Source organism: Mycobacterium sp. NGS61 (assembly GCF_059812325.1).
Genome location: NZ_JCALCL010000002.1, coordinates 364390 through 390259, shown reverse-complemented (window position 1 = coordinate 390259; position 25870 = coordinate 364390). Strand labels below are relative to the sequence as shown.

Annotated in this window: 20 protein-coding genes and 2 pseudogenes; 8 read left to right on the top strand and 14 right to left on the bottom strand. The window is 67.2% G+C overall.

What is annotated here, in order from left to right; all coding sequences use genetic code 11:
• Nucleotides 1–47: 47 nt before the first annotated feature.
• Complete coding sequence (gene uvrA / locus AC5Y3Z_RS06465) at nt 48–2957, bottom strand: excinuclease ABC subunit UvrA (protein WP_463825245.1); 2910 nt, start codon at nt 2955–2957, stop codon at nt 48–50.
• Between the two features lie 136 nt (nt 2958–3093).
• Here uvrA and AC5Y3Z_RS06460 point away from each other — a divergent pair, with 136 nt between their 5' ends.
• Nucleotides 3094–3771 carry an MBL fold metallo-hydrolase gene (locus tag AC5Y3Z_RS06460; RefSeq protein WP_463825244.1) on the top strand — a complete coding sequence of 226 codons (678 nt, stop codon included), beginning with the start codon at nt 3094–3096 and terminating at the stop codon, nt 3769–3771.
• 6 nt (nt 3772–3777) lie between these two features.
• Here AC5Y3Z_RS06460 and AC5Y3Z_RS06455 read toward each other — a convergent pair whose 3' ends face one another.
• A complete protein-coding gene (locus tag AC5Y3Z_RS06455; RefSeq protein ID WP_463825243.1) occupies nt 3778–4218 on the bottom strand; it encodes a universal stress protein in 441 nt (146 codons plus the stop codon).
• A 190-nt stretch (nt 4219–4408) separates the two neighbouring features.
• Here AC5Y3Z_RS06455 and AC5Y3Z_RS06450 point away from each other — a divergent pair, with 190 nt between their 5' ends.
• Nucleotides 4409–5980, top strand: coding sequence for a mannosyltransferase (locus AC5Y3Z_RS06450; RefSeq protein ID WP_463825241.1), 1572 nt, complete (start codon nt 4409–4411; stop codon nt 5978–5980).
• Here the strand turns inward: AC5Y3Z_RS06450 and AC5Y3Z_RS06445 are convergent.
• Genes AC5Y3Z_RS06445 through AC5Y3Z_RS06435 form a run of 3 tightly spaced genes read right to left on the bottom strand, consistent with a single transcriptional unit; the run spans nt 5950 to nt 11594 of the window.
• On the bottom strand, nt 5950–7371 hold the full coding sequence (locus tag AC5Y3Z_RS06445) for an MFS transporter (RefSeq protein ID WP_463825240.1): 1422 nt from the start codon (nt 7369–7371) through the stop codon (nt 5950–5952). The two genes, AC5Y3Z_RS06450 and AC5Y3Z_RS06445, sit on opposite strands and share 31 nt — an antisense overlap.
• Nucleotides 7368–9524 (bottom strand): excinuclease ABC subunit UvrB, encoded by a 2157-nt coding sequence (gene uvrB / locus AC5Y3Z_RS06440; RefSeq protein ID WP_463825239.1) that lies wholly within the window; start codon nt 9522–9524, stop codon nt 7368–7370. The genes AC5Y3Z_RS06445 and uvrB overlap by 4 nt, the downstream gene beginning before the upstream one ends.
• A gap of 48 nt (nt 9525–9572) precedes the next feature.
• Nucleotides 9573–11594 (bottom strand): serine/threonine-protein kinase, encoded by a 2022-nt coding sequence (locus AC5Y3Z_RS06435; RefSeq protein WP_463825238.1) that lies wholly within the window; start codon nt 11592–11594, stop codon nt 9573–9575.
• 183 nt (nt 11595–11777) lie between these two features.
• Between AC5Y3Z_RS06435 and AC5Y3Z_RS06430 the strand changes: the two are divergent.
• The 3 genes and pseudogenes from AC5Y3Z_RS06430 to AC5Y3Z_RS06420 all read left to right on the top strand — a co-directional run.
• Nucleotides 11778–12650: pseudogene (locus AC5Y3Z_RS06430) on the top strand (FHA domain-containing protein); the annotation flags it as partial.
• Between the two features lie 126 nt (nt 12651–12776).
• Nucleotides 12777–13274, top strand: a pseudogene (locus AC5Y3Z_RS06425) (ATP-binding cassette domain-containing protein); the annotation flags it as partial.
• A 12-nt stretch (nt 13275–13286) separates the two neighbouring features.
• Complete coding sequence (locus AC5Y3Z_RS06420; protein ID WP_463825460.1) at nt 13287–14369, top strand: ABC transporter permease; 1083 nt, start codon at nt 13287–13289, stop codon at nt 14367–14369.
• On the opposite strand, the gene AC5Y3Z_RS06415 is transcribed toward AC5Y3Z_RS06420, so the two are convergent.
• Nucleotides 14359–14829 (bottom strand): Rv1443c family protein, encoded by a 471-nt coding sequence (locus AC5Y3Z_RS06415; RefSeq protein WP_463825237.1) that lies wholly within the window; start codon nt 14827–14829, stop codon nt 14359–14361. The two genes, AC5Y3Z_RS06420 and AC5Y3Z_RS06415, sit on opposite strands and share 11 nt — an antisense overlap.
• A gap of 149 nt (nt 14830–14978) precedes the next feature.
• Here AC5Y3Z_RS06415 and AC5Y3Z_RS06410 point away from each other — a divergent pair, with 149 nt between their 5' ends.
• Complete coding sequence (locus tag AC5Y3Z_RS06410; protein ID WP_463825459.1) at nt 14979–15614, top strand: TetR/AcrR family transcriptional regulator; 636 nt, start codon at nt 14979–14981, stop codon at nt 15612–15614.
• 8 nt (nt 15615–15622) lie between these two features.
• Nucleotides 15623–16129, top strand: a complete 507-nt coding sequence (locus AC5Y3Z_RS06405; protein WP_463825236.1) for a ribonuclease FAU-1 family protein — start codon at nt 15623–15625, stop codon at nt 16127–16129.
• A gap of 26 nt (nt 16130–16155) precedes the next feature.
• On the opposite strand, the gene AC5Y3Z_RS06400 is transcribed toward AC5Y3Z_RS06405, so the two are convergent.
• The 3 genes from AC5Y3Z_RS06400 to AC5Y3Z_RS06390 form a co-directional block, all read right to left on the bottom strand.
• Complete coding sequence (locus AC5Y3Z_RS06400; protein WP_463825235.1) at nt 16156–16746, bottom strand: hypothetical protein; 591 nt, start codon at nt 16744–16746, stop codon at nt 16156–16158.
• Nucleotides 16743–17303, bottom strand: a complete 561-nt coding sequence (locus tag AC5Y3Z_RS06395; protein ID WP_463825234.1) for a hypothetical protein — start codon at nt 17301–17303, stop codon at nt 16743–16745. The genes AC5Y3Z_RS06400 and AC5Y3Z_RS06395 overlap by 4 nt, the downstream gene beginning before the upstream one ends.
• 88 nt (nt 17304–17391) lie before the next feature.
• Entirely contained in the window at nt 17392–17547 is a 156-nt protein-coding gene (locus tag AC5Y3Z_RS06390) for a DUF6131 family protein (protein ID WP_463825233.1), read from the bottom strand.
• A 113-nt stretch (nt 17548–17660) separates the two neighbouring features.
• On the opposite strand from AC5Y3Z_RS06390, the gene AC5Y3Z_RS06385 reads away from it, so the two are divergent.
• Nucleotides 17661–18329: a LuxR C-terminal-related transcriptional regulator gene (locus tag AC5Y3Z_RS06385; protein WP_463825232.1), complete on the top strand. Its 669-nt coding sequence runs from the start codon at nt 17661–17663 to the stop codon at nt 18327–18329.
• Nucleotides 18330–18331: 2 nt separating this feature from the next.
• On the opposite strand, the gene AC5Y3Z_RS06380 is transcribed toward AC5Y3Z_RS06385, so the two are convergent.
• The 5 genes from AC5Y3Z_RS06380 to polA all read right to left on the bottom strand — a co-directional run bounded on the left by AC5Y3Z_RS06380 (nt 18332) and on the right by polA (nt 25819).
• Complete coding sequence (locus AC5Y3Z_RS06380) at nt 18332–19300, bottom strand: DUF2889 domain-containing protein (RefSeq protein WP_463825231.1); 969 nt, start codon at nt 19298–19300, stop codon at nt 18332–18334.
• 7 nt (nt 19301–19307) lie between these two features.
• Nucleotides 19308–20522 carry a dephospho-CoA kinase gene (coaE, locus tag AC5Y3Z_RS06375; RefSeq protein ID WP_463825230.1) on the bottom strand — a complete coding sequence of 405 codons (1215 nt, stop codon included), beginning with the start codon at nt 20520–20522 and terminating at the stop codon, nt 19308–19310.
• Between the two features lie 12 nt (nt 20523–20534).
• Nucleotides 20535–21980, bottom strand: a complete 1446-nt coding sequence (gene rpsA / locus AC5Y3Z_RS06370; RefSeq protein ID WP_463825229.1) for a 30S ribosomal protein S1 — start codon at nt 21978–21980, stop codon at nt 20535–20537.
• A gap of 142 nt (nt 21981–22122) precedes the next feature.
• Nucleotides 22123–23079: a lysophospholipid acyltransferase family protein gene (locus AC5Y3Z_RS06365; RefSeq protein ID WP_463825228.1), complete on the bottom strand. Its 957-nt coding sequence runs from the start codon at nt 23077–23079 to the stop codon at nt 22123–22125.
• Between the two features lies 1 nt (nt 23080).
• Nucleotides 23081–25819, bottom strand: a complete 2739-nt coding sequence (polA, locus tag AC5Y3Z_RS06360) for a DNA polymerase I (protein ID WP_463825227.1) — start codon at nt 25817–25819, stop codon at nt 23081–23083.
• Between the last annotated feature and the right edge of the window lie 51 nt (nt 25820–25870).

The window sequence follows — 25870 nt, the reverse complement described above, 5'->3', positions numbered from 1 at the left end:
CACTGTCGGTGCGTGCGGCAGCAGGCACCTGGCGGCGCTGGTGCCGCCTACGCGCTGACCTTGCGGCGCTTGGTGCTGCGCCGGCTGGCCACGGGCGCCGCGCCGAGTAACTCGGCGAGGAACTTGCCGGTATAGCTTTCCGGCACGGCTGCGATGTCCTCCGGAGTGCCTTGCGCGACAACGGTTCCGCCGCCGGCGCCACCTTCCGGGCCCATGTCGACGATCCAGTCCGAGGTCTTGATCACGTCCAGGTTGTGTTCGATGACGATCACCGTGTTGCCCTTGTCGACCAGGCCGCTGATCACGGTGAGCAGCTTGCGGATGTCGTCGAAGTGCAGGCCGGTGGTCGGCTCGTCGAGCACGTAGATGGTGCGCCCGGTGGAACGCTTCTGCAGTTCGGAGGCCAGCTTCACGCGCTGCGCCTCGCCACCGGACAGGGTGGGCGCGGGCTGACCGAGCCGCACGTAGCCCAGCCCGACGTCGACCAGGGTGCGCAGGTAGCGGTGGATGCCGGAGATCGGCTCGAAGAACTCCGCCGCCTCCTCGATCGACATGTCCAGCACCTCGGAGATGGTCTTGCCCTTGTAGTGCACCTCGAGGGTCTCCCGGTTGTAGCGGGCGCCCTGGCAGACCTCGCACGGCACGTACACGTCGGGCAGGAAGTTCATCTCGATCTTGATGGTGCCGTCCCCCGTGCACGCCTCACACCGGCCGCCCTTGACGTTGAACGAGAACCGGCCCGGCTGATAGCCGCGCACCTTGGCCTCGGTGGTGGCGGCGAACAGGGTGCGGATCTTGTCGAACACTCCGGTGTAGGTGGCCGGGTTGGAGCGCGGGGTGCGCCCGATCGGCGACTGGTCGACCCGCACCAGTTTGTCCAGGTGATCCAGACCGGTGACCCGGGTGTGCCGGCCCGGCACCTGGCGGGCGCCGTTGAGCCGGTTGGCGAGCACCGCGGCCAGGATGTCGTTGACCAGCGTGGACTTGCCCGAGCCCGACACTCCCGTCACCGACGTCAGGACGCCCAGCGGGAACGAGACGTCGATGCCGCGCAGATTGTGCTCGCGGGCGCCGACGACGGTGAGGCGGCGCTTGGGGTCGACAGGCCGCCGCAGCGCGGGCATCTGGATGCTCTCCCGGCCGGACAGGTAGGCGCCGGTGATCGATCGTGTGTTGCGCAGCAACTCGTCATACGGCCCGCTGTGCACGATGTGCCCGCCGTGCTCGCCGGCGCCGGGGCCGATGTCGACGATCCAGTCGGCGTGTTCGATGGTGTCCTCGTCGTGCTCGACGACGATCAGGGTGTTGCCCAGATCCCGCAGCCGGGTGAGGGTTTCGATGAGCCGCCGGTTGTCTCGCTGGTGCAACCCGATGGACGGCTCGTCCAGCACATACAGCACACCCACCAGCCCGGAGCCGATCTGGGTGGCCAGCCGGATGCGTTGCGCCTCACCGCCGGACAGGGTGGCCGCCGCCCGCGACAGTGACAGGTATTCCAGCCCGACGTCGAGGAGGAAGCCCAGCCGCGACTGGATCTCCTTGAGCACCTGACCGGCGATCGCCTGTTCCCGGGTGCCCAGGGTGAGGGCGTTGAGGAAGTCCGAGCAGTCGGCGATGGACAGCTCGCACACCTCGGCGATGGACTTCGGGCCGAGATTTCCCGCCGTCAGGGACACTGCCAGGATCTCCGGCTTGAGCCGGGTGCCCTCACAGACCGGGCACGGGATGTCCCGCATGAAGCCCTCGTAGCGTTCCTTCATCTGTTCGGACTCGGTCTGGGCCATCTTGCGCTGCAGGAACGCCAGCACGCCCTCGAACTCCGCGTAGTAGGACCGGGTGCGGCCGTAGCGGTTGCGGTAGCGCACGTGCACCTGCTCATCGGCACCGTCCAGGATCGCCTTGCGCGCCTTGGCCGGCAGCTTGCGCCACGGGGTGTTGACGTCGAAGCCCAGCGCGTCACCCAGGCCCGCCATCATCCGGACGAAGTACTCCGCGGTGTGCCCGGTCGACCACGGCGCCACCGCGCCCTGCGCCAGGGTGAGTTCCGGGTCCGGCACCACGAGGTCGGGGTCGACCTCTTTGCGGATGCCCAGACCGACGCATTCCGGACAGGCGCCGTAGGGCGAGTTGAACGAGAACGAGCGGGGTTCGAGGTCGTCCACAGCCAGGGCGTGCGCGTTGGGGCAGGCGAGCTTCTCCGAAAACCGCTGCTCGCGCGGCCGGTCGTGCTCGTCGCGGTCGTCGGGGAATTCCAGTACGACGATTCCGTCGGCCAGGCCCAGCGCGGTCTCCACCGAGTCGGTCAGTCGCTGCTTGGCGGCGGCCTTGACGGTCAGCCGGTCCACCACGACCTCGATGTCGTGTTTTTCCTGCTTCTTCAGCTTGGGCGGCTCGGTCAGCGGGTGCACCACCCCGTCCACCCGCACGCGGCTGTAGCCCTGCGCGTTGAGCTTGTCGAACAGGTCCGCGAACTCGCCTTTGCGGGTGCGGACCACGGGGGCCAGCACCAGGAAGCGGATGCCCTCCTCCATGGCCAGCACCTGGTCGACGATCTGCTGCGGCGTCTGGCGTGCGATGCGCTCGCCGCAGATCGGGCAATGCGGCGTGCCCGCGCGGGCGTACAGCAGTCGCAGGTAGTCGTACACCTCGGTGATGGTGCCGACGGTGGACCGCGGGTTGCGGTTCGTCGATTTCTGGTCGATGGACACCGCCGGCGACAAGCCCTCGATGAAGTCGACGTCCGGTTTGTCCATCTGACCCAGGAACTGGCGGGCATAGGCCGACAGCGACTCGACGTAGCGGCGCTGCCCTTCGGCGAAGATCGTGTCGAACGCCAGAGAGGACTTCCCCGACCCGGACAACCCGGTGAAGACGATCAGCGCGTCCCGGGGTAGGTCGAGGTCGACGCTGCGCAGGTTGTGCTCACGCGCGCCCTTGACAATGAGGCGGTCGGCCACGCTGCCCCTTTCAAATTCTGTGCTGCCCGGCCATGACGGGCTGGCCATGGCGCAGGCCGTATTCCATGCTAGGTGTCGCCCCCGACAAGCCCCTGCCAGGTAACGCCCCTGCTTTCGCCAAGTAGCGTGACCGGGTATGACAGCCCCGAACGACGACTACACCGGACACGTGGAACCGGGCACCGCGGCCCGGCGCTCGCTGCCCGGCGCGACGATCCTGAAGGCCTCGGTTGGCCCTATGGACAACAACGCCTACCTGGTGACCTGTTCCGCAACCGGAGAAACATTGTTGATCGACGCCGCCAACGACGCCGACGTACTCATCGACCTGATCCGACGCTACGCGCCCACGGTGTCGCTGATCGTCACCAGCCACCAGCACTTCGACCACTGGCAGGCGCTGGAAGCGGTCGCCGAAGCCACCGGCGCCCCGACCGCCGCACACGAGATCGACGCCGAGCCGCTACCGATCAAGCCCGATCGTTTGCTGGCCAACGGCGACACCGTGCAGATCGGCGAATTGACGTTCGATGTCATCCACTTGCGCGGGCACACACCGGGATCGGTGGCGCTGGCGCTCGGCGGGCCCGCGACGGGCGGGGTCACCCAGCTGTTCACCGGAGACTGCCTGTTCCCGGGCGGCGTCGGCAAGACCTGGCAGGAAGGCGACTTCGAGCGGTTGCTCGACGACGTCTCCACCCGGGTGTTCGACGTCTACGCCGATGACACCGTCATCTACCCCGGCCACGGCGACGACACGGTGCTGGGTGCCGAGCGCCCGCACCTGGCCGAATGGCGCGAACGCGGCTGGTAGCCAACGCTACGTGGTGTGCACGATCAGGACGTCGACCTTGGCCTTGCGGGAGACGTTGGCCGGCACCGACCCCAGCAACCGCCCCGCAATAGTGCTCAGGCCGACGTTGCCGACCACCAGCAGATCTGCCTTCTCCGACTCGGCGAGTTGCACGAGGGCGTCGACCGGGGCGCCCTCGATCGCGCGCTCGTCGACGTTCTTCGCGCCCGCGATGTGCGCCCGCTCCTTGGCGGTGTGCAGGATCTCGTAGATCGGGGCGGTACCGGTCACTTTGTAGCTCTCGCCCTTGAGCGCGTCGACCGCGCGCGCGTCGTCGTTCTGGGGCAGATAGGCCGAGGCGATGATCAGCTTGGCGTCCTCTCCGGCGATCCGGGCCGCCCTTTCTACCGCGCGCAGCGACGAATCCGAGCCGTCGGTCCCTACGACCACGGTTTGATAGGCGCTCATTTACCCTCCCAGGTGTCGGTTTCCGCCAACCCAAGACAGTATCGCGTTGCTGGACATAGTTGGGAGAGATTCGCGGCGTGGCAGCCCTCACGGTGGGGCCCCGGAAGCCGCGCCGGTCACTATCGGCAGATCCGCAACAGTCGGGCATGCGAGCCGGTGCGCGGCTGGGCACATAAAGTTGAACATCACCATGTCTGCGACCATCGTCGAGAATCCGCTGGCTGACGACGCCGAACCGGCGCCGTCCGTCCGCGTGCGGGGCGGGCGCCTCGACCCGTGGGCGATGGCTGCGGTCGCGGCCGCCATCAGCGCCGCCGGGGCCGCCCGGCCGTCACTGTGGTTCGACGAGGGGGCGACCATCTCGGCTGCGGCGAGTCGCACCCTGCCCGAGTTGTGGAAGTTGCTGGGCCACATCGACGCCGTCCACGGTCTGTACTACCTGTTGATGCACGGCTGGTTCACCCTCTTCCCGCCGACGGAGTTCTGGTCGCGACTGCCCAGCGCGCTGGCGGTGGGCGCCGCCGCCGCCGGCGTGGTGGTGTTCGCCAAGATGTTCTCCGGACGGACGACGGCGCTGTGTGCGGGCACCGTATTCGCCATCCTGCCGCGGGTGACCTGGGCCGGCATCGAGGCCCGGTCCTCAGCGCTGGTGGTGGCGGTGGCCGCCTGGCTGACCGTGCTGCTGGTCGCCGCGGTGCGACGCAACCGGGCGCGCCTGTGGGTCGGTTACGCACTGCTGCTGATGGTGGCGATCCTGTTCAGCATCAACACCGGGCTGATGGTGCTGGTCTACGCCGCGATGCTGCCGCTGATCGCGCCGCGCACGCAACGCAAGTGGCCCGCCCTCTGGCTGGCGGTGGCGTCGGTCGCCGCGCTCGGGGCGATGACGCCGTTCATCTTGTTCGCCCACAAGCAGATGTTTCAGATCGGCTGGATCGGTGGCCTGCACCGGAACCTGTTCCTGGACGTGGTGCACCGGCAGTACTTCGACTACAGCGTCCCGTTCGCCATCCTGGCCGGCACCCTGGTGCTGATCGCAGGTGTCCTGCGACTCCTCGGGAAGGCGCGGGCCGACACCGGCACCGGCCGGTTACTGCTGATCAGCGTGCTGTGGGTGGTGATTCCGACCGCCGCGGTGCTGATCTATTCGGCCGTGGGTGAGCCGGTCTACTTCCCGCGCTACCTGATCTTCACCGCGCCCGCCGCCGCCGTCGTTCTCGCGGTATGCATCGTGGCGATCGCCCGTAAGCCGTGGCAGGTGGTCGCCCTGGTGCTGGTGATGGCCGCCGCGGCCGTCCCGAATTATCTGTTCACCCAGCGCGGGCCGTACGCCAAAGAGGGCTGGGACTACAGCCAGGTCGCCGATGTCATCAGCACGCACGCGGCACCGGGCGACTGTCTGCTGGTCGACAACACCGTGCCGTGGCGCCCCGGACCGATCCGGGCGCTACTGGCCACCCGGCCGGCCGCCTACCGGTCGCTGATCGACGTCGAGCGCGGCGTGTACGGGCCCAAGGTCGGCTCGCTGTGGGACGGTCACGTCGCCGTCTGGCTGACCACCGCCAAGATCAATAAGTGCACCACCCTGTGGACGATCACCAATCACGACAGTTCGTTCCCCGATCATGAAGTGGGACAGTCGCTTTCACCGGGTAAGGCGTTCGGCCGGGCTCCGGTCTACCAGTTTCCGGGCTATCTGGGTTTCCGCATCGTCGAACGTTGGCAGTTCCACTACTCGCAGGTGGTCAAGTCGACCCGCTGACGTCGGTCGGGGCGGGTCGCCTGGTAGGAGGCGATGAAGCCCGCTGCGGCCAGCACGGTGAAAACCGCGTACAGCCAGCGGGCCTGCAACGCGTCACCGCCCGGGGCGGTATTGACGACGACGCCGGCCAGTCCGGCACCGAAAGCCCCGGCGATCAACTGCACGGTGTTGATCGCGGCCGCGGCCGCGCCGCTTTCGGCTGGGTCGTCGACGGAATCCATGGCGCGCACCGACAGATGCGGCCAGGCCATCCCGATGCCGGTGCCGGCGATCAGCAGCCCGAGCGCCCACCACCCCACCAGCCCGCGCGACGCATCGGCCCGCTGAGTGACGGCGCCGATCGCCAGTCCGGCGCCCATCAGCAGTGGCGCGACCAGCACGACCCGCCCGATGAGTCGGGGACTGCGCAGCGACGCGCTGACGATCTCACTCACCGTCCAGCCGACCGCCAACGAAGCACCCAGGAAGCCGGCCAGCACCGGACTCAGGTGCCCCAATCGCTGACCGAACAACGGCACGTAGGTGTCGATCAGCACCGCCATCATCAGCACGCCCATGGTCAGGTAGACCCACCGCAACGGCCCACCGCCGAACACGCTGGGCGGCAGCACCGCTGCACGGCTACGCCGATCGACGGCCACGAACACCACGACCAGCAATATCCCGAGCGCCAGCAGGCCGGCGATTGCAACGCCGTCGCGCGGGAGCTGGGCGAGGCTCACCGCCAGCGCGGCGGTCCCGATCACCAGCAGCGACCACACCGGCACCTCGAGCTTGGCGTTCTCGCCGTCGGTGCCGCTGCGGCCCGACAGCGCTACCGGTACCAGCGCGGCCATCAACGCCGTCAGTATCGCCATCGCTCCGAAGGCCCACCGCCACAACCCGAATTGCGCGAACAATCCGCCCATCGCCGGCCCGATGATCGTCGCCACCCCCCACATCGCCGACACCAGCGCAGAACCACGCGTCCACAGCGTGCGCGGCAGCGTGGCGTTGATCAGGGCGTAGCCCAGTCCCGCCAGCGTGCCACCGGCGACACCCTGCAGGGTGCGACCCGCGATCAGCACCTGCATGCTCGGGGCGGCGGCGCACACCACACTGGCCACCCCGAACACCGCCAGACCCGCCAGAAACGACAGCCGCGCACCGAAGCGCCGCAGTAACGCATTGACGGTGGTCGCAGCCACCACGGATCCGACCAGGTACAACGTGACCACCCAGGCGTACAACCGGGCGCCGCCGATCTCGGCGATAGCGCTCGGCAGCAGGCTCACGGTCAGGAACTCGTTGGTGGCGTACATCGCGACGCCGCCCGCCAACACCGTGGAGGTGCCCAGGTGCCGGGTGAGCAGCTCGCGCCAGGTCCCCGTCCCGCTCGTCGGCTCGGTCACTTCAGGCCGGCGGCGTCCATCCCGCGCAGTTCTTTCTTGAGGTCGGCGATCTCGTCGCGGAACCGGGCCGCCAGCTCGAACTGCAGATCGCGCGCGGCTGCCATCATCTGCGCGGTGAGGTCCTTGATCAGGTCGGCGAGCTCGGCTCGCGGCATCGACGAGGTGTCCCGCCCCTCGAACACCCCTGCGCTGACCGCACGGCCCGGCTCACCCGGCGCGCGTCGGCCCCGGGACGCGTTGCGACCGGAGCCGCCGATCCCGACGTCGGTGTCGTCGGCTTCGCGGTACACCTGGTCGAGGATGTCGGCGATCTTCTTGCGCAACGGTTGCGGGTCGATGCCGTGGGCCTCGTTGTAGGCGACCTGCTTGGCCCGGCGCCGTTCGGTCTCGTCGATGGCCTCTTTCATCGAGTCGGTGATCTTGTCGGCGTACATGTGCACTTCGCCGGACACGTTGCGGGCGGCACGCCCGATGGTCTGGATCAGGCTGCGGGTCGAGCGCAGGAAGCCCTCCTTGTCGGCGTCCAGGATCGCCACCAGCGACACTTCCGGCAGGTCCAGGCCCTCCCGCAACAGGTTGATACCGACCAGCACGTCGTACTCACCCAGCCGCAGTTGCCGCAGCAACTCGACGCGGCGCAGGGTGTCGACCTCGGAATGCAGATAGCGCACCCGGATGCCCATCTCCAGCAGGTAGTCGGTGAGGTCCTCGGCCATCTTCTTCGTCAGGGTCGTCACCAGCACCCGTTCGTCGGCGTCGGTGCGTTTGCGGATCTCTCCGATCAGGTCGTCGATCTGCCCCTTGGTGGGTTTGACCACAACCTTCGGGTCGACCAGCCCGGTCGGGCGGATCACCTGTTCGACGAACTCGCCACCGGTCTGGCTGAGTTCGTAGGGGCCCGGGGTGGCCGACAGGTAGACCGTCTGCCCGATCCGGTCGGCGAACTCCTCCCAGGTCAAGGGGCGGTTGTCGACCGCGGACGGCAGCCGGAAGCCATATTCGACCAGATTGCGCTTGCGGGACATGTCCCCTTCGTACATGCCGCCGATCTGCGGCACGGTGACGTGCGACTCGTCGATGACCAGCAGGAAATCCTCCGGGAAGTAATCCAGCAGGGTCGCCGGGGCGGAACCCGCGGGCCGGCCGTCGATGTGACGCGAATAGTTCTCGATGCCCGAGCAGAATCCGACCTGACGCATCATCTCGATGTCGTAGTTGGTGCGCATCCGCAATCGCTGCGCCTCCAGCAGCTTGCCCTGGCCTTCCAGCTCGGACAGTCGCGCGGCCAACTCCTGTTCGATGGTGGAGATCGCGACCGCCATCCGCTCCGGACCGGCCACATAGTGGGTGGCCGGGAAGATGCGCAGCGAGTCGACCTGGCGCACCACATCCCCGGTCAGCGGATGCAGGTAGTACAGCGCCTCGATCTCGTCGCCGAAGAACTCGATGCGGACCGCCAGCTCCTCGTAGGACGGGATGATTTCGACGGTGTCACCCCGGACCCGGAAGGAGCCGCGGGTGAACGACAGGTCGTTGCGGGTGTACTGCACGTCGACCAGCAGGCGCAGCAACCCGTCCCGCGGCACCTCGTTGCCGACCTGCAGTTCCACCGAGCGGTCCAGGTAAGACTGCGGTGTGCCCAGGCCGTAGATGCAGGACACCGAGGCGACCACCACCACGTCCCGCCGGGACAGCAGCGACGACGTGGCGGAGTGCCGCAACCGCTCCACGTCGTCGTTGATGGAGCTGTCCTTCTCGATGTAGGTGTCGGTCTGCGCGATGTACGCCTCCGGCTGGTAGTAGTCGTAGTACGAGACGAAGTACTCGACGGCGTTGTGCGGCAACATCTCTCGCAGTTCGTTGGCCAGCTGGGCGGCCAGCGTCTTGTTCGGCGCCATCACCAGGGTGGGTCGCTGCAGCCGCTCGATCAGCCACGCGGTGGTGGCCGATTTGCCGGTGCCGGTGGCGCCGAGCAGCACCACGTCGTGCTCCCCCGCTCTGATCCGGCGTTCCAGCTCCTCGATGGCCGCCGGCTGGTCACCCGCCGGCTGGTGCGGGCTGACCACTTCGAAGCGGGCACCGGTACGGACGACCTCGTCGACGGCGCGGTATTCCGAGTGGGCGACTACTGGGTGTTCGGTGGCGAAAGCCATGGCCGCCAGGGTAGTCGGAGACTCCGACAAGTCGTCCGGCTCGCGAGGTCAGCTGTGCCGGGCCCAGATCCGGGTCACCGGGTTGCATTCGATCAGATAGCCGTCATTGGAGGCCGACATCGCGAACACCGGAATGTCCGGCCGGTCGCATGAGCTGCCGGCGGCATGGACACCGGTGGTGATGGGCGCCTTGCTCCAACTCCCGCCCTCGCATACCACCTGTTCGTTGCTGGTCTGGTCGTAGCCCAGCCGGTCGACGTCGGCGCACGCCCCGCCCAGTACCGGCGGCGACGGCCGGCCTGCCCGGGTCGGAGCGCTGAGCACCTGCGCGGGATCGGCCCACGTCAAACCCGCAGGCACGGCACCGTCCCGGATCGCCACCACGGGTACCCGCAGCACCGCGCCCTGGGCGCCGCACTCGTTGGTCAGGACCGTCTCCGTCTCCACGCCGCGCAGCGTCCCGTCCGATTGCGGCGCCAACGACCACGCGACGGTCTCCTGCTGGGTGCCGGCCACGCCGTTCTGCTGCCGGCACGCGACCTGCTCCTGCTGGGGTGCGCCCTGCCAGTAGCCGGCGACGAAACGCAGCACATCGGTCTGCGCGGCGTCGGCGGTGCCGGCCACCTCGTGATTGGTCTTGTCCAGTTGGATGCCGGTGGCCGCGCAACCGTTGGCCGTACACGTCGAATGAAAAGCCCACCAGTCGGTGGTCGCGCCGTCGTGGCGGATACCGAGGCCGTTGGACGTTTTCTTGGAGCGGTTGTAGTCCAGCCGGTAGGTGCCGTCCAGGACGCGAGCGCCCGCGGCGGTCACCGGGGCGGGTGCCGCGTCGGGCACGCCGGGCCGGGCCGCCAGCGCCGGGATGGGCGGCGGGGAGCTGTCGGGCTGGAACGAGTACAGCAGGGACCAGGTTGCGGCCACCGCGATCAGCACCGCACCCACCAGCGCGGCCGCGACCCGGGTTCTGGCCGACAATCTGCGCGCGGCTGCTCTGATCGCACCGGACTTCTCGGGGACGGCAGGCGGATCGGTCTCGACGTCGAGGGCTGGCCCGGCGAGCTGGGAGCCAAACGCCGCGGCGAATGTCCGGCACCGCTCGAACCGCGCGTCGGGGTCTTTGGCCAGTGCCCGGACGAACACCTCGTCCAGGTGCGGCAGGTCCGGACGGTAGTCGCTGAGGCGTGGCGGCTCGTCGTGCAGGTGCTGACTGATCACCGCAACCGCATTGGGGTGCCGGTACGGAGGCACACCGGTCAGCAGGTGAAAAGCGGTGGCGGCCAGGGCATATTGGTCCGCCCGTCCGTCGATTTTGGCACCCGTCAGCTGTTCGGGCGCCGCATAGGCGACGGTGCCGACCGCGACGTTGGTCTGGGTGATGCCACTGATGTCACCGAGGTGACGGGCAACACCGAAGTCCGCCAACAGGATTCGCCGTTCGCCATGCTCGGGATGGGTGAGCAGGATGTTGGCCGGTTTGACGTCACGGTGCAACAGTCCGCGATCGTGCGCATAGTCCAACGCGCCCGCGACGGCGCTGAGGATTTCACACACTTCATCGGCCGGCATCCCGTCAGGATGGGTCTCTCTCACCAGCCGGGACGCATCGGTGCCGTCGACGTAGTCCATCGAAATCCACAGCCGGCCACGGAATTCGCCGCGATCGTGCACACCGACGATGTGCGGATGCCACAGGGTCGCGGCCAGATCCGCCTCGCGGTTGAACCGCTCGCGAAACTCGCTGTCCGCCGTAATCGCTTCAGCGAGAACTTTAATCACGTCACGGCGCGGCAAGCGCGGATGCAGAGCCAGGTACACCTCAGCCATTCCGCCGGCGCCCAGCCGACGCAGAATCGTGTACCCGGCGAACGAGGCGCCGCGGGACAACTCGTGTGGTGAATTGCTTTCGTCCGCAACGAGATCCGCCCCGACCGGCGGCGGCACCTCACGACGGAAATGGGCGACGGTCGTCGACGGCAGAGACTGCAACCCGGCACGGAATCCCGCCAGGTGCGGATTTCGCAACAGATGCCGGCCGGGAAGCCGCCGGGTGGGGCCATCTCGCTCGGCCATCTGTACATTTCCTCCTTTCCGGCACGAACCATCACCGTTCCCCTCCCGTCAGATGATGCCCGAATTAGCCAGCCACCGGGCCGCTGCGGGCTGTGTAACAGCTATGAGTGCACTAAAATCAACACATAGCTGCTGCACAGCTGCGTCACACAGAGCACACTCAGGAACCGTGCCAATACTGTTGTGGTGACTCGATCCGCCCCGCCTGCGCCCGCGCTGACCATCCGGCATGACAGTGCTCAGCTCTCGTTCGCCCCCGGGTATGAGGTGATCATCGGCAGAGACCTGCACGCCGACCTGCGCATTCCGGACCCCCGCATCTCCCGCGCACACCTGATCCTGCGGTTCGACCAGGGCCGCTGGGTGGCCATCGACAACGGCTCGCTGAACGGGACCTACGTCAACGGCTACCGGATGCCTGTTGTCGACATTCACGACGGGCAGAGCATCCATGTCGGCAACCCGGCCGGACCGCGGCTGACCTTCGCGATCGGGCAGCGGCATGGGCCGGCCACCCGAGGGCCCATCGCGAAACCGCGGTCGATACCCGACGGCGGGCCGCCCACCCTGGCATGGACGGCGACGCCGCCGACCCGGCCGCCCACCGGTCCCCCACGCCCGCCGGCCCCCCGGGGACGGGTGCATCAGGTGCCCGCCCCGCGTGGTCCGAGGCGTCCCGAGCGCCGGCCGCTGCCGCCGGAGCCGGTCACCTCGGTCACCATCAAGCCGGCGCCGGCGGAGAACACCGTCGTCGACGTGAAATCGGCCGACGTCGCCAGCCTGGCGACCCGGATGGTGAAAGTTCTCGCGCCGCGGGCCGGCGGCCCCTCGGCAGCGCCGAAGACGACGGGCGCGTTGTCGATCGGTCGCGCCAACGACAACGACATCGTCGTCTCCGACGTGCTGGCCTCCCGTCAGCACGCGACCCTGCGACAGACTCCGCTGGGCACCGAAATCCAGGATCGCAGCATCAACGGGACGTTCGTCAACGGCACCCGGGTGGGTTCGGCGATCCTGTCCGAGGGTGACGTGGTCACGATCGGCAACGTCGACCTGGTATTCGGCGACGACACCCTCGCGCCGCAGACCGAAACTGCCCGTCGCACCCGCGGTTTGGAAGTACGCAAGGTCAACTACACCGTCGACAGCGGCAAGCAACTGCTGGACGGCATCTCCCTGACCGCCCGGCCCGGCACCCTGACCGCGGTGATCGGCGGGTCGGGTGCCGGCAAGAGCACCCTGGCCCGGCTGATCGCGGGCTACGCGCGGCCGACGACCGGATCGGTCAGTTTCGAAGGCCACGACATCCACGCCGAGTACGCGTCGTTGCGCAGCAGGATCGGCATCGTTCCGCAGGACGACGTGGTGCACCGCCAGCTGACCATCAACCAGGCACTCGGTTACGCCGCGGAACTGCGCCTGCCACCCGATACCAGCAAAGCCGACCGCGCCCGCGTGGTCACGCAGGTGCTCAAGGAGCTGGACCTGACCAAGCACGCCGACACCCGGGTGGACAAGCTGTCCGGCGGGCAGCGCAAACGGGCCTCGGTGGCACTCGAACTGCTCACCGGGCCCTCGCTGCTGATCCTCGACGAGCCGACCTCCGGCCTGGACCCAGCCCTCGACCATCAGGTCATGACGATGCTGCGCCAACTGGCCGATGCCGGCCGCGTGGTGATCGTGGTGACGCACATGTTGTCCTACCTCGATCTCTGCGACCAGTTGCTGCTGGTGGCGCCGGGCGGCAAGACGGCCTACTGCGGCCCGCCGGACCAGATCGGCGATGCGATGGGGACCACCAACTGGGCGAAGATCTTCAGCCAGGTGGGTGCGGATCCGGACGAGGCGAACCGGCGTTTTCTGGCGCAGCACGAGGCCAAAGACCTGCGCACACCGCCGGTCGGGGACGCCGAGCCCGCCGACCTCGGCGCGCCGGTGCACACCAGCGTGCGACGCCAGATTTCCACGGTGGCACGGCGGCAGGTCCGGTTGGTGGTCGCCGATCGCGCCTACTTCGTGTTCCTGGCGGTGTTGCCGTTCATCCTGGGCGCATTGTCGCTGACCGTTCCCGGCTCCAATGGATTCCGGGCGGTCTTCGAGCACGCCGGCACGCCGGACGAGGCCGCGCAGATCCTGAACCTGCTGCTGTTGTCCGCGGCTTTCATGGGCACCGCGCTGACCATCCGCGATCTGGTCGGTGAACGACCGATCTTTCAGCGCGAGCAGGCGGTGGGTTTGTCGACATCGGCCTATCTGGCCGCCAAGACTGCGGTGTTCTGCGTCTTCGCGGTGCTGCAGGCCGCGATCGCCACCACCATCGTGATGGTCGGGAAAAGCGCGCCTACCCGGGGCGGGTTGGTGTTCGGCCACGGAAACGTCGCGGCCACCGTGGAGTTGTTCCAGACGGTGGCCGGCACCTGCGTGGCGTCGGCGATGCTGGGTCTGACCCTCTCTGCGCTGGTGCGTTCCAACGAGCAGATCATGCCGTTGTTCGTGGTGTCGATCATGGCGCAGCTGGTGTTGTGCGGCGGGATGGTCCCGGTGACCAATCGGCTTGTACTGGAACAGGTTTCCACCGTGGTGCCGGCCCGCTGGGGGTACGCCGCCGCCGCGTCCACGGTGGACGTGCGCAACCTGGTGCCCGGTGCGCTGGTGCCGGGCGACCGGTTCTGGCAGCACACGTCGAAGATCTGGCTGCTGGACATGGGCATGCTGGCCGCGCTGTCGGTGTGCTACGGCGGTTTCGTGCGGTGGAAGATCCGGCTCAAGCGGTAGCCGGACGCTGCGCAGCTATCTGCCGGCGGACGAGTCTGCGCCACCGGCGCTGCCGGTAGCGGTAGATCCCCACCGCCACCGTTGCCACCAGGGCGGTCGCCGCGCCGGCATCGATGTCGACGGTGTCGCTGTACCGGCAGGAGTGCCTGTCGACGGGTTCGGCGTGCAGCGTGTGGTTCCAGGCCTTGAGCGGCCCGCCGTGCTCGCGGGTCCGGATGGTGTGAGTGGCCTCGTCCACCTCGACGACCTCGATGGTGTGCCGATAGGCCGGTATCAGGTGAAACGCCATCAGCCAGCCGGTGCCACGCTCGCCGAGATGCAACGCCTCGGTCCGCCCGGCCAGTGCGGGAAAGCCGAACAGACCTTTGCAGACGTAGAGGAAAGTCGCCGGCGACAACATCGCCGGCCACACCCGGTCGGCATCGGCGGCTAAAAGTGTTTCGATATGGACGGTGCGCACCATCAACTCCTTTTCGCCGAGCAGACGCAAAAGCCCCTGTTTTCGTGCCGAAATGGGGGCTTTTGCGTCTGCTCGGCAGCTTGTTAGGGTAACCTAATTCTGCTGGTCACGGCACCGGATGACTACTCGCTTTAACCAGGAGATGCACGATCGCCCCCACCGACCGGTTCCGGCAGCGCAAGCAGCCCAAACAGGAACGCGCCGCCCAGACCCGGCAGCGGGTCCTGGACGCGGCGGCTCACATTTTCGCCGAGCACGGCTACGCGGCGGGGACCACCAACCGCATCGCCGAACGCGCCGGAGTGTCGATCGGCTCGCTCTACCAGTACTTCCCGAACAAGGACGCCATCCTGCGTGCCCTGATGGACGCTCACGTCGACGCCGGTGCGCGGCTGTTCAGCGAACGGTTGTCCGACGGGCTGCCGGCCCGGCTCGATGACACGCTGCGGCTCTTCGTCCGCGCGGCCATCGACAACCACCGTGACGATCCCCGTCTGCACCGGGTGTTGTTCGAACAGGCGCCGCGGGCGCCGGCGTTCCTGGACCGGCTGCACGACATGGAGCGGCTCAGCGTCGAGGCGGTCACCTGGGTGCTCGAACAGCATCCCGAGGTACGCAACACCGGCAGACTGCGCGCGCAGGTTGTGGTGGCGACCATCGATTCGCTGGTGCACCGGCTCGTCACTTCGCCGGATCCCGTCGACTTCCAGGCTGTCGAGGACGAGATCGTCGCACTGCTCGCCGGATATCTCTGTCCTGATGTCCACGCCGGCGTCGATCGGTAGGTGGTCATATGCACCCACCCAAACGGGAGACGTTCGATCTGACCGCCCGCACCAACACCGACCCCAAAGGGATTGTTCGCGCCGTCGACGAATACCGGGTGCGACCCTGGGGGTTGTACCTGGCCCGGCCCACGCCCGGCCGAGCGCAGTTCCACTACCTGGAGTCGTGGCTGCTGCCGTCGTTCGGGTTGCGCGCCACCGTGTTTCACTTCAATCCCGGTCATGAACGTGATCACGACTATTACCTCGACGTGGGTGAGTACACGCCCGGACCGACGGTGTGGCGTTCGGAAGACCACTATTTGGACATCGAGGTGCGCACCGGGCAGCGAGCCGAACTCGCCGACGTCGACGAGTTGTTCGAGGCGGTCGGCGAAGACGTGTTGAGCCGGGCGGTGGCGGAGTCCGCCGTGCGCCGCGCGGTGGCCGCGATCGAAGGCCTGGCCGCCAATGGCTACGACCTGACGCGCTGGCTCTCCGCCGCCGGTGTGGAACTCACCTGGCGGCGGAGATAGTCAAAGCCGTTGCGTTACCGCATAACTCAGACTGCCAGCAGTCGCTCGAAGAACTCGCGGTAGTGCATCAGGGCCAACCGAAGGTCTTCGGTCGAGGCCTCCTGGCCGCGGGCCCACTGTTCTTCCAGCCGCGAGCGGGCCTGGGCGAATCCTGACGTCAGCTGATCGACCAGGTCCGAGACCAGCACGTCGGCCTTCTGCACGCAGTCTTTCGGATCGTCGACGAACGCCGCCTGTACGGCCGCCCAGCGTCCGCGCAGTTCGGTGAGATCGTCATCGGCGAACAGCGTTTCCGCCGTGGCGGATTCGTGAGACACGTGCGACTCACCGGCCGCCGGCGCGTCGACCGGAGGTTGCCACTGTTCCTGGCTGGGCGCCGCCGGCGCATCCCGGTATTGCTCTTGGCCGTACCGCTCTTGCTCTTGCCCGGCAACCGGCGCCGGCGTGTCCCGGAATTGCTCCTGGCCTGCATCCGGCGCCGGCGCGCTGGACAGCACAGACGGTTCACCGGCTTGCGTCGGCGCCGTGTGCTCAGTGACGGGACCGGTTGCCGCAGTGGGGGTTTGGCCCTCGTCATAGCTACCGGGGACCCGTGCTTGCTGCTCGTGGGTGGTCATGCGCTTGCCTCCTTTGGCGTGGTTTCGAGCAACTTCTCGAACAGTGCGCGGTAGTGCACGAACGCTTCCCGTTGTTGCTCGGTATCGACGTCGCCGCGTTGCTGAGCCAGGTGAATGCTGTGCGCAGCGCGGTAATTCTCGACGATCTGCGGATGGTCGACGGAGATGTCGGCCGCTCGCTGATCGAAATCGTCGACGGGATAACCCCGTTCCCGCATCACGTCGGTGACCAGCCGATCAGCAACGCCGACCGCGGCGGCCGGGTTGTCGACGAAGCCGGTCTGCACCTGATGCCAGCGGTTGCTGAAATCCGATAGTGCAGAAGGGGATAACGCGACGATGTCGAGTTTCTTACGATTGTTTTCCCGGGTGGTGAGTTCGTGCTCGGCCGCCTTCGCGTCCCCGGTCTCGGTGACCAGACGCTCGTACTCACTGCCGTAGTGCTGCTTGAGCCGCTGAGATTTTCTGCGACCGCTCGCCAGACTTGCTGTAACAACGATCGCGGCGATCACCAGAATGACGAGGGCCGCAATCAAAATCTGTTGCCAGAGAGCCATTTTCTGCTCCTCTCGTACTCATGTCGAATAACCGCCGCGGCACCGACGCAAACGTCAGTTTGTGAGCTGCCGCACAACGGGGCAGGGCTCAGTAGTAGTGCCGGCGGCCTCCGACTGCGCGGCCCATCCCACCCAGGACGGCCAGAATGGCGCCGATGACGAGCAGCACAATGCCGATGGTCCACAGGATGGAAATCTTGAAGACGAATCCGACAATCAATAGGACGAGACCGAGAATGATCACGATGAGCCCTCCTTCGGGCGATGGTCCAGCGAACGGTCGATGTTCCCGATGTTGCTCAGTCGAACACCCTTTAGGGGGGTAGCAATACACCCCTAGGGAGGTAATGTGCCGGTATGCCGCCCGCTTCTCGCGCGCCGATCACGGTCGCGCTGGTCGACGACTACGACGTCGTCGTCAAGGGTGTCGCCAACATGCTGGACCCGTATCGCGACCGGATTGTGATCGCGGAACTCGACTCCACCATGCCCGTCTCGGACGCGGTGGACATCGTCCTCTATGACTCATTCGCCCAGCCAGAATCCGACCACGACGAAATCGCGGTCCTGGTCGCCAATCCACAGGCACGTCGAGTTGTGGTGTACACCTGGAACTTTCACCCGGACCTGGTGGAGAGCGCCCGCCAGCACGGGGCCCACGGCTACCTGTCCAAGACCCTGCCGGCGCGCGAGCTGGTGGCGGCACTGGAGGCCGTGCACTCCGGGGAACTCGTCATCAGCGATGTGGCGGCCCGCGCGCGCAGCGCACCAGGACTGGACTGGCCGGGCCGCGGCGAGGGGCTCAGCGACCGGGAGGCCGAAATCCTGGCCCTGATCACGCAGGGCAAGAGCAACGCCGACGTCGCGCGACTGACCTACCTCAGTCCCAACACGGTCAAGTCCTACATCCGCACGATCTATCGCAAGATCGGCGTCGCCAGCCGCACCCAAGCCGTGCTGTGGGGTGTCGACCACGGCTTCACGCCCGACCACCACCGCATCGAGCACTGGCGCGGCGGACCGTAGGGTTACCAGCTCAGCAGAGCGTTCAGGTCGGCGATCGCCCGCAAGGTGTCGTTGAGATGGGTGCACGTGCTGGTGCCCACGAATTCACCGCGGACCCGGTCGCGCAGTTCGTCAATCGTCATTCCGCGGATACGGGCTGCACTGGCGATGGCGCCCGGACATTCCTGCCAGGGCAGCACCCGTACCTCGGCACTGACCGTCGTGACGGTCCGCGTCGGTTCGTCGATCGTGCCGGCCACCGTGTACTCGTGCACAATCGTCTCGACCAGTTCGTCGTCCATGTGGGAGTCCCGGAAGTGGGCATCGAACTGCCACGAATCGGCACCCGACGGCCAGAGGTCGAGCCGACGGAACCTGCGCATGCCGCCCGCCCGCAGCGACTCGACCTCGTGCAGTCCGTCCAGCGCCGGGGCCACCGGCCCGCGGCCGGTCGGAATGACATCGTGCTGCCGGGTATAGCCGATCAACGACGCGTCCGGCGCGAATCCGGCACAGATGCCGGCCATCCGGTCGGCCACCCCCGGCGGCATGTGCTGCTCGACCCCCAGGACGATCGCCGCATGCTGGGTCGCGTATCCCGACACCAGCGCCGCGCCCACCCAGTCGTCGAGCAGCAGATGAAGCAGACTGGCCCGTTGCACCTCGTCGGCGAACAGCCTGGCGATGACCGACCGGAAACCCCGTCCGACCCGGCATCCGTGCAGCTCAGGGAGTCGCCCGACAGGCAGCGTCCCACTGATCCGGTCGATGACGCCGTCGACCAGCAGCGCGTCGACGTGGACCTCGTCCAGCACATCAACGCCGCCCTCCCCGGCCTCTGCCACGTCGCGCGCCCGAAGGTCGACCTCCGCGCCGCCGCCGTCGGCCGGATGGGTGTCGATGGTGCTGGTTCGGCGCCGACCGCCCGCCCGTAGCACTGACCGGCCGGCTACCGGCCGCCGCGGTCCGAGGATGTCGGTGACGAACGGCATGGCCGGGCTAGGGCTTCCAGCCAGTGCTGTCGGCCCACTCCCAGGCCCGCCGGTAGGCGTCCCGGAACCAGGGTTCCTTGGCGGTGACGTAACGGATCGTGTCGCCGCCACCGGTGGCGTCCGCTTCGCGCTTGACCGCCAGATAATCCTCGCGCACAGCGGGATTGGCCTTCAGCCAGTCGACGAACAGCAGCGCGAACTGCTGATTGGGCCGTCCGGCGACCCGGATGTGCACGTTGGTGGGCCGGCCGGGATCGGCCGATGCGTGGATTCGCTTGTGCCACAAGGCCGGATCATCGCTGTGATCGAAGCCCGGCACGGTGCTGCGCGCATCGCTCTTAGCCGCATCCTGGGTGATGTGCTCCAGGCGCGGGTACCCGGCGGCCAGTAACGGTTCGGCGAGTTCGTCTGCGACGTCCAGTGATTCGACGGTGATCTGAATGTCGATAACGTTTTTGGCGTCCAGGTCTGGAACGGCCGTCGAGCCGATGTGGTCGACGCGCAGGGCCCGGTGCCCGCAGTTGGTCTTCAGCCGGTTGACGATGCGCCGGCCCTGTTCCGGCCAGGTCGGGTCCGCCGGGACCAGCCGTGCCGCGGCCCGCGCCGGCTGACGCTCGGTCAGATTGTGCGCGAACGGCAGGATCCGGTGCTGCCACACGTCTCGGGCCTGCGCCACCAGGTCGTCGGGACTGCCCGAGTTGTCGAGCCAGACATCGGCGACCTCGCGGCGCTGCTCGTCGGTGGCCTGCGCGTTGATCCGGGCGCGGGCGTCCTCCTCGCTCATGCCGCGCTGTTCGACCAGCCGTCGCAGCCGCAGTTCTTCGTCGGCGTGCACGATGACGACCAGCGGGAACAGTGGGGCCATCCCCGATTCGACCAGCAGCGGAATGTCTTCCACCACAACGGCATCCTTGGACACCGACTCGATGATCTCGGCGCGGCGCTTGCCCACCAACGGGTGCACGATGCCGTTGAGCTTCTTGCGCTCCTCGTCGTTGGCAAAAGCCTTGGCCGCCAACGCCGGCCGGTCCAGTGCGCCGTCGGGCAACAGGATGTCCTCGCCGAATGCTTCGACCAGCGACGCCAGACCTTCGGTGCCCGGTTCGACGACCTCGCGGGCGATGACATCACCGTCGACGATGATGCCACCGCACTGCGAGAACGTCTTGGACAGAGCTGATTTCCCGGCGCCGATGCCGCCCGTCAGCCCGATGCGCAGCATCCTCGCGCCGGATTAAGCGCTGCCGGCTAGCTTTTCGCGCAGCGCCGCCAACTGCGCGTCGCTGGCCAGCGATCCGCCGGCGGCTTTCTCCGAGGAGCTGCTGCTCGACGACGACTGACCACCGCTGCCGTGGTCGGCAGCCTCCGCCGCGGCGAACTTCTCCATCTGGGTGGTGTGCATCTTGTGCCGACGCTCGGCCTCGGCGTACCGGGCCTCCCATTCGTTGCGCTGGGCGTCGAAACCTTCGATCCACTCGTTGGTCTCGGCGTCGAAGCCCTCGGGGAAGATGTAGTTGCCCTGGTCGTCGTAGCTGTCGGCCATGCCGTACTTGGCCGGGTCGAACTCGTCGGTGTAGTCCTCGTTGGCCTGCTTGAGCGACAAGGAGATCCGGCGACGCTCCAGGTCGATGTCGATGACCTTGACCATCGCGTCGTCGCCGACGGCGACCACCTGGTCGGGCACCTCGACGTGACGCTCGGCCAGCTCCGAGATGTGCACCAGACCTTCGATGCCCTCTTCGACACGGACGAACGCACCGAACGGCACCAACTTGGTGACCTTGCCCGGCACGATCTGGCCGATGGCGTGGGTGCGGGCGAAGTGCCGCCACGGGTCTTCCTGAGTTGCCTTCAGCGACAACGAAACCCGCTCGCGGTCCATGTCGACGTCGAGCACCTCGACGGTGACCTCGTCGCCCACCGTGACCACCTCGGACGGGTGGTCGATGTGCTTCCAGGACAGCTCGGAGACGTGCACCAGACCGTCCACCCCACCCAGGTCGACGAAGGCGCCGAAGTTGACGATGGAGGAGACCACACCCTTGCGGATGGTGCCCTTCTGCAGCTGGTTGAGGAATTCGCTGCGCACCTCGGACTGGGTCTGCTCCAGCCAGGCGCGGCGGGACAGCACCACGTTGTTGCGGTTCTTGTCCAGCTCGATGATCTTGGCTTCGATCTCCTTGCCGATGTACGGCTGCAGGTCGCGCACCCGGCGCATCTCGACCAGCGAGGCGGGCAGGAAGCCGCGTAGCCCGATGTCCAGGATCAGGCCACCCTTGACGACCTCGATGACGGTGCCCTTGACGGCCTCGTCCTTCTCCTTGAGCTCTTCGATGGTGCCCCAGGCGCGCTCGTACTGGGCGCGCTTCTTGGACAGGATGAGGCGGCCTTCTTTGTCCTCTTTGGTGAGAACCAGGGCTTCGACCTCATCGCCGACGGAAACGACCTCGTTGGGATCGACGTCGTGCTTGATCGAGAGTTCGCGGGCGGGGATGACCCCTTCGGTCTTGTAGCCGATGTCGAGGAGCACCTCGTCCCGGTCCACTTTGACGATGGTGCCTTCGACGATGTCGCCATCGTTGAAGTACTTGATCGTTTTGTCTATTGCGGCGAGAAAGTCCTCGCTGGTGCCAATGTCGTTGACGGCTACTTGCGGCGAGGTGACGGTGGGACTCGGCATATTGTTGGGTTGCTCCGGACAGGGTTCATCGTAGGGACTTGGGACTTGAGTTATTGGTGTGACCCGCGATCGAGCACACGGATACCCGTCGAGGCTACTCGACTGGCTGCACGCTGGCCAAACCGGGCCAGGGTAGGTACCGCTAGCGCTGACGGCCGATCGAGTCCGACACCAATCCGCCGGGCATCAACCACTGGTCCGGCTCGCGTCTGATGAATTCGGCCAGCGCATCGGCCACTTGCTGCGAGGTCGCCTGCACCGCGTCCCTCATGTTCTGGTCGCTGCCGTCCAACGGGACTTCGGCGGCGATCGGTTGTCCGAAGACCGGTTCGCGCTGGTGACGGCGCTGAAAGACGGCGCCGGGGACGATCAGCGCACCCGTGCGCAGCGCCAGCAGCGCCGGTCCCGGACCAACCGACCGTTTGATACCGGCGAGGTCGACCTCGATGCCGTTGGTGCCGCCGCCTTCGCGGGCCCGGAAATAGTCGCCTGCGATCGCGACGATGCGCCCACGGCGCAGGGCGTCGGCCATGGCCGCGGTGATACTGGTCCCGCCGGTGCGGTCGACGACGATGAGTTCCAGCCCGGCCTTCTGCGCACCACGCGAAATGACCCACTGCATGAGGGCACGCTGCCGGTTGGCGACCACGGTGGTCGGCAGGTTATTCAGGGCGAGCACGATCGGCAGCGCCGCGTAGGAGCCGAGGTGCGGGAAGGCCACGATGACGCCGACTCCGGCCGGGCGGCCGGCCTCGAGGGCGGCGTGGATCGGCGACGGGTCGGCGATGTGAAACCGCCGCAGCGCCACCTTGTGCGGTGCGGCCAGGAACCAGATGGCGTCGTTCGCGTTGCGGACGATTGCCCGGTACATCGCCTGCACCGGCCGCCACTTGCGCGACGAGAACTGTGCGGTCGGGTCCACGTTGTCGCGGAAGTCCTGCAGCACGTTCATGTGTTGGGCGCGCCCGCGCCAGTACACCAGCCGGGCCAGCACCGCCAGGAACGCATCCGCCACCGGGGCGGGCAACATCCCGAACAGCTTGGAGAAGACCATCACCGGGTAACGCACGAGCGGCTTGCGCTGATCCCTGTCCGACATGTCAGTGCGCCGCCGCGTCCCAGCTGCGGCCGTAGCCCACCGACACCTCGAGCGGGACATCCAGCGGGTAGGCGCCGCCCATCTTGTCCCGGACCAATTTTTCCACCTGCTCCCGCTCTCCGGGGGCGATCTCGATGAGCAGCTCGTCGTGAACTTGCAGCAGCATGCGCGACGTCAGCTCGGCCTCTTTGATCGCTTTGTCGACTTCGATCATCGCGACCTTGATGATGTCGGCCGCGCTGCCCTGGATCGGTGCGTTGAGCGCCGCCCGCTCGGCGGCTTCCCGGACCTGGCGGTTGCTGCTGTCCAGCTCGGGCAGGTAACGCCGCCGACCCAGCACAGTCGAGGTGTAACCGTCCTTGCGGGCCTGCTCGACGACCGCGAACAGGTAGTCCCGGATTCCGCCGAACCGGGCGAAATACTGGTCCATCTGCTCCTTGGCTTCTTCGGTGGAGATCTTGAGCTGCGCGGCCAGCCCGTAGGCGCTCAGCCCGTAGGCCAGGCCGTAGGACATCGCCTTGACCCGGCGGCGCAGTTCGGCGGTGACCTCGTCGATCGGGACCCCGAAGGCGCGGGAGGCGACGAAGGAGTGCAGGTCCTCACCGGTGTTGAACGCTTCGATCAGGCCGTCATCGCGGGACAGGTGGGCCATGATCCGCATCTCGATCTGGCTGTAGTCGGCGGTCATCAGCTCGGTGTAGCCGGACCCGACGATGAAGGCGTCGCGGATCTGCCGCCCGGCGTCGGTGCGGATCGGGATGTTCTGCAGGTTCGGTTCGGTGGACGAGAGCCGGCCGGTCGCGGCGATGGTCTGGTTGAACGTGGTGTGGATGCGGCCGTCGGCAGCCACCGAGTTGAGTAGTCCGTCGACGGTGACCTTCAGTCGGGTGACGTCGCGATGGGTCAGCAGATGTTGCAGGAACGGGTGGCCGGTCTTGTCGAACAACGACTGCAGCGCGTCGGCATCCGTGGTGTAGCCGGTCTTGGTGCGTTTGGTTTTGGGCATGCCCAGCTCGTCGAACAACACCACCTGCAGCTGCTTGGGCGAGCCCAGGTTGATCTGCTTGCCGATCACCGCGTAGGCGGCCTCGGCGGCGTCGCGGATCTGATCGCCGAAGTCGCTCTGCAATTCGGTCAGCTTGCCCAGGTCGACGGCGATACCGACGCTCTCCATACCGGCCAGCACCTGCTGCACCGGCAGTTCCATCTCACCCAACAATGCGGCGGAGTCGATGCGGTCCAGCTCGGTGTCCAGGGCTTCGGCCAGGTCGATGACCGCTCGGGCCCGCAGAATAGTGGTCTGAACGGCCTGCTCGTCGGTGCCCTCGACATCGTCGAGCAACGAGAGTTGTTGTTGCTCAGTGGTTTCCGCGCGCAGCTCGCGGCGCAGGTAGCGCAGCGAGAGATCGTCGAGGGTGAAGCTGCGCTGCCCGGGCCGCACCAGGTAGGCGGCCAGCGCGGTGTCGGAGGTGACTCCGCCCAGCGTCCAACCGCGACCGGCCAGGTCGTGAATGGCCAGCTTGGCCTCGTGCAGGGCTTTGGGCTTACCGGCATCGGCCAACCACGCCGAGAGCGCCGTGTCGTCGTCCGGGGTGACTGTGGCGGTGTCGATGTAGGCGCCGTCGCCGTCAGCGGCGGCGATCGCCAGCGCGGTCGCGTCACCGCCGTGCGGCAGGTGGGTGCCCACGACCGTCAGACCGGACCGCCGACCGTCGCTGACGTGGTCGCTGAGCCAGCGGCCGACCGTCCCGGGTTCCAGGGCACCGCCGCGCACGTCGAATCCCTCATCGACCTCTGGTTCGACGGCGGCCAGCGTGTCGAACAACCGATCCCGCAGAACGCGGAACTCGAGGTCGTCGAAGAGTCGGTGGATCTGGTCGCGGTCCCAGGGTTGCAGTCGCAGCGTGTCCGGGGTTTGTGCGAGCGGCACGTCGCGGACCAGTTCGGTGAGTTCCCGGTTCAGGACGACGTTTGCGACGTGCGCCCGCAGCGCGTCGCCGACCTTGCCGCGCACGGTATCGACCTTGTCAACCAGCGATTGCAGCGAGCCGTACTCGATGATCCATTTCGACGCGGTCTTCTCCCCCACTCCGGGTATGCCGGGCAGGTTGTCGCTGGGATCGCCGCGCAGGGCGGCGAAGTCCGGGTACTGCGTGGGAGTGAGGCCGTATTTCTCGACGACGGCGTCCGGGGTGAAGCGGGTCAGTTCGCTCACGCCTTTGCGCGGGTAGAGCACGGTCACGTCGGGACTGACCAGTTGCAGCGAGTCCCGGTCGCCGGTAACCACCAGCACCCGGTAACCCTCACCCTCGGCCTGGGTGGCCAGCGTGGCGATGATGTCATCGGCTTCGAACCCGGGTTCGGCCAGCACCGTGATCCCGAGTGCGCCCAACACCTCCTTGGTGATGTCGATCTGACCGTGGAACTCGTCGGGGGTCGAGGACCGGTTGGCCTTGTATTCCGGGTAGCGCTCGGAACGGAAGGTCTGCCTCGACACGTCAAACGCGGCGGCAATGTGCGTGGGCGCTTCATCGCGCAGCAGGTTGATCAGCATGGCGGTGAAGCCATAGACCGCATTGGTGGTCAGCCCACCGCGGGTCTTGAAGTTCTCCGCCGGCAGCGCGTAGAACGCGCGGAACGCCAGCGAGTTGCCGTCGAGCAGCATCAGGGTCGGCTTGACTTGTTCTATCGGCTTGGCTGCTTGCTTGGTCGCGACGGGCACGGGTCTCACTCTAGGCATCGGGTCTGACGCACCTGGCGCTCCCAAACAAGCGCTTGGTAGTCTTGGCGG

Excerpts from the sequence above, each read along its gene's own strand:
- AC5Y3Z_RS06460 (WP_463825244.1), top strand. The coding sequence starts at position 3,094 with ATGACAGCCCCGAACGACGACTACACCGGACACGTGGAACCGGGCACC.
- AC5Y3Z_RS06455 (WP_463825243.1), bottom strand. The coding sequence starts at position 4,218 with ATGAGCGCCTATCAAACCGTGGTCGTAGGGACCGACGGCTCGGATTCG.
- AC5Y3Z_RS06450 (WP_463825241.1), top strand. The coding sequence starts at position 4,409 with ATGTCTGCGACCATCGTCGAGAATCCGCTGGCTGACGACGCCGAACCG.
- uvrB (WP_463825239.1), bottom strand. The coding sequence starts at position 9,524 with ATGGCTTTCGCCACCGAACACCCAGTAGTCGCCCACTCGGAATACCGC.
- AC5Y3Z_RS06435 (WP_463825238.1), bottom strand. The coding sequence starts at position 11,594 with ATGGCCGAGCGAGATGGCCCCACCCGGCGGCTTCCCGGCCGGCATCTG.
- AC5Y3Z_RS06420 (WP_463825460.1), top strand. The coding sequence starts at position 13,287 with ATGTTGTCCTACCTCGATCTCTGCGACCAGTTGCTGCTGGTGGCGCCG.
- AC5Y3Z_RS06405 (WP_463825236.1), top strand. The coding sequence starts at position 15,623 with ATGCACCCACCCAAACGGGAGACGTTCGATCTGACCGCCCGCACCAAC.
- AC5Y3Z_RS06400 (WP_463825235.1), bottom strand. The coding sequence starts at position 16,746 with ATGACCACCCACGAGCAGCAAGCACGGGTCCCCGGTAGCTATGACGAG.
- AC5Y3Z_RS06395 (WP_463825234.1), bottom strand. The coding sequence starts at position 17,303 with ATGGCTCTCTGGCAACAGATTTTGATTGCGGCCCTCGTCATTCTGGTG.
- AC5Y3Z_RS06385 (WP_463825232.1), top strand. The coding sequence starts at position 17,661 with ATGCCGCCCGCTTCTCGCGCGCCGATCACGGTCGCGCTGGTCGACGAC.
- AC5Y3Z_RS06380 (WP_463825231.1), bottom strand. The coding sequence starts at position 19,300 with ATGCCGTTCGTCACCGACATCCTCGGACCGCGGCGGCCGGTAGCCGGC.
- coaE (WP_463825230.1), bottom strand. The coding sequence starts at position 20,522 with ATGCTGCGCATCGGGCTGACGGGCGGCATCGGCGCCGGGAAATCAGCT.
- rpsA (WP_463825229.1), bottom strand. The coding sequence starts at position 21,980 with ATGCCGAGTCCCACCGTCACCTCGCCGCAAGTAGCCGTCAACGACATT.
- AC5Y3Z_RS06365 (WP_463825228.1), bottom strand. The coding sequence starts at position 23,079 with ATGTCGGACAGGGATCAGCGCAAGCCGCTCGTGCGTTACCCGGTGATG.
- polA (WP_463825227.1), bottom strand. The coding sequence starts at position 25,819 with ATGCCTAGAGTGAGACCCGTGCCCGTCGCGACCAAGCAAGCAGCCAAG.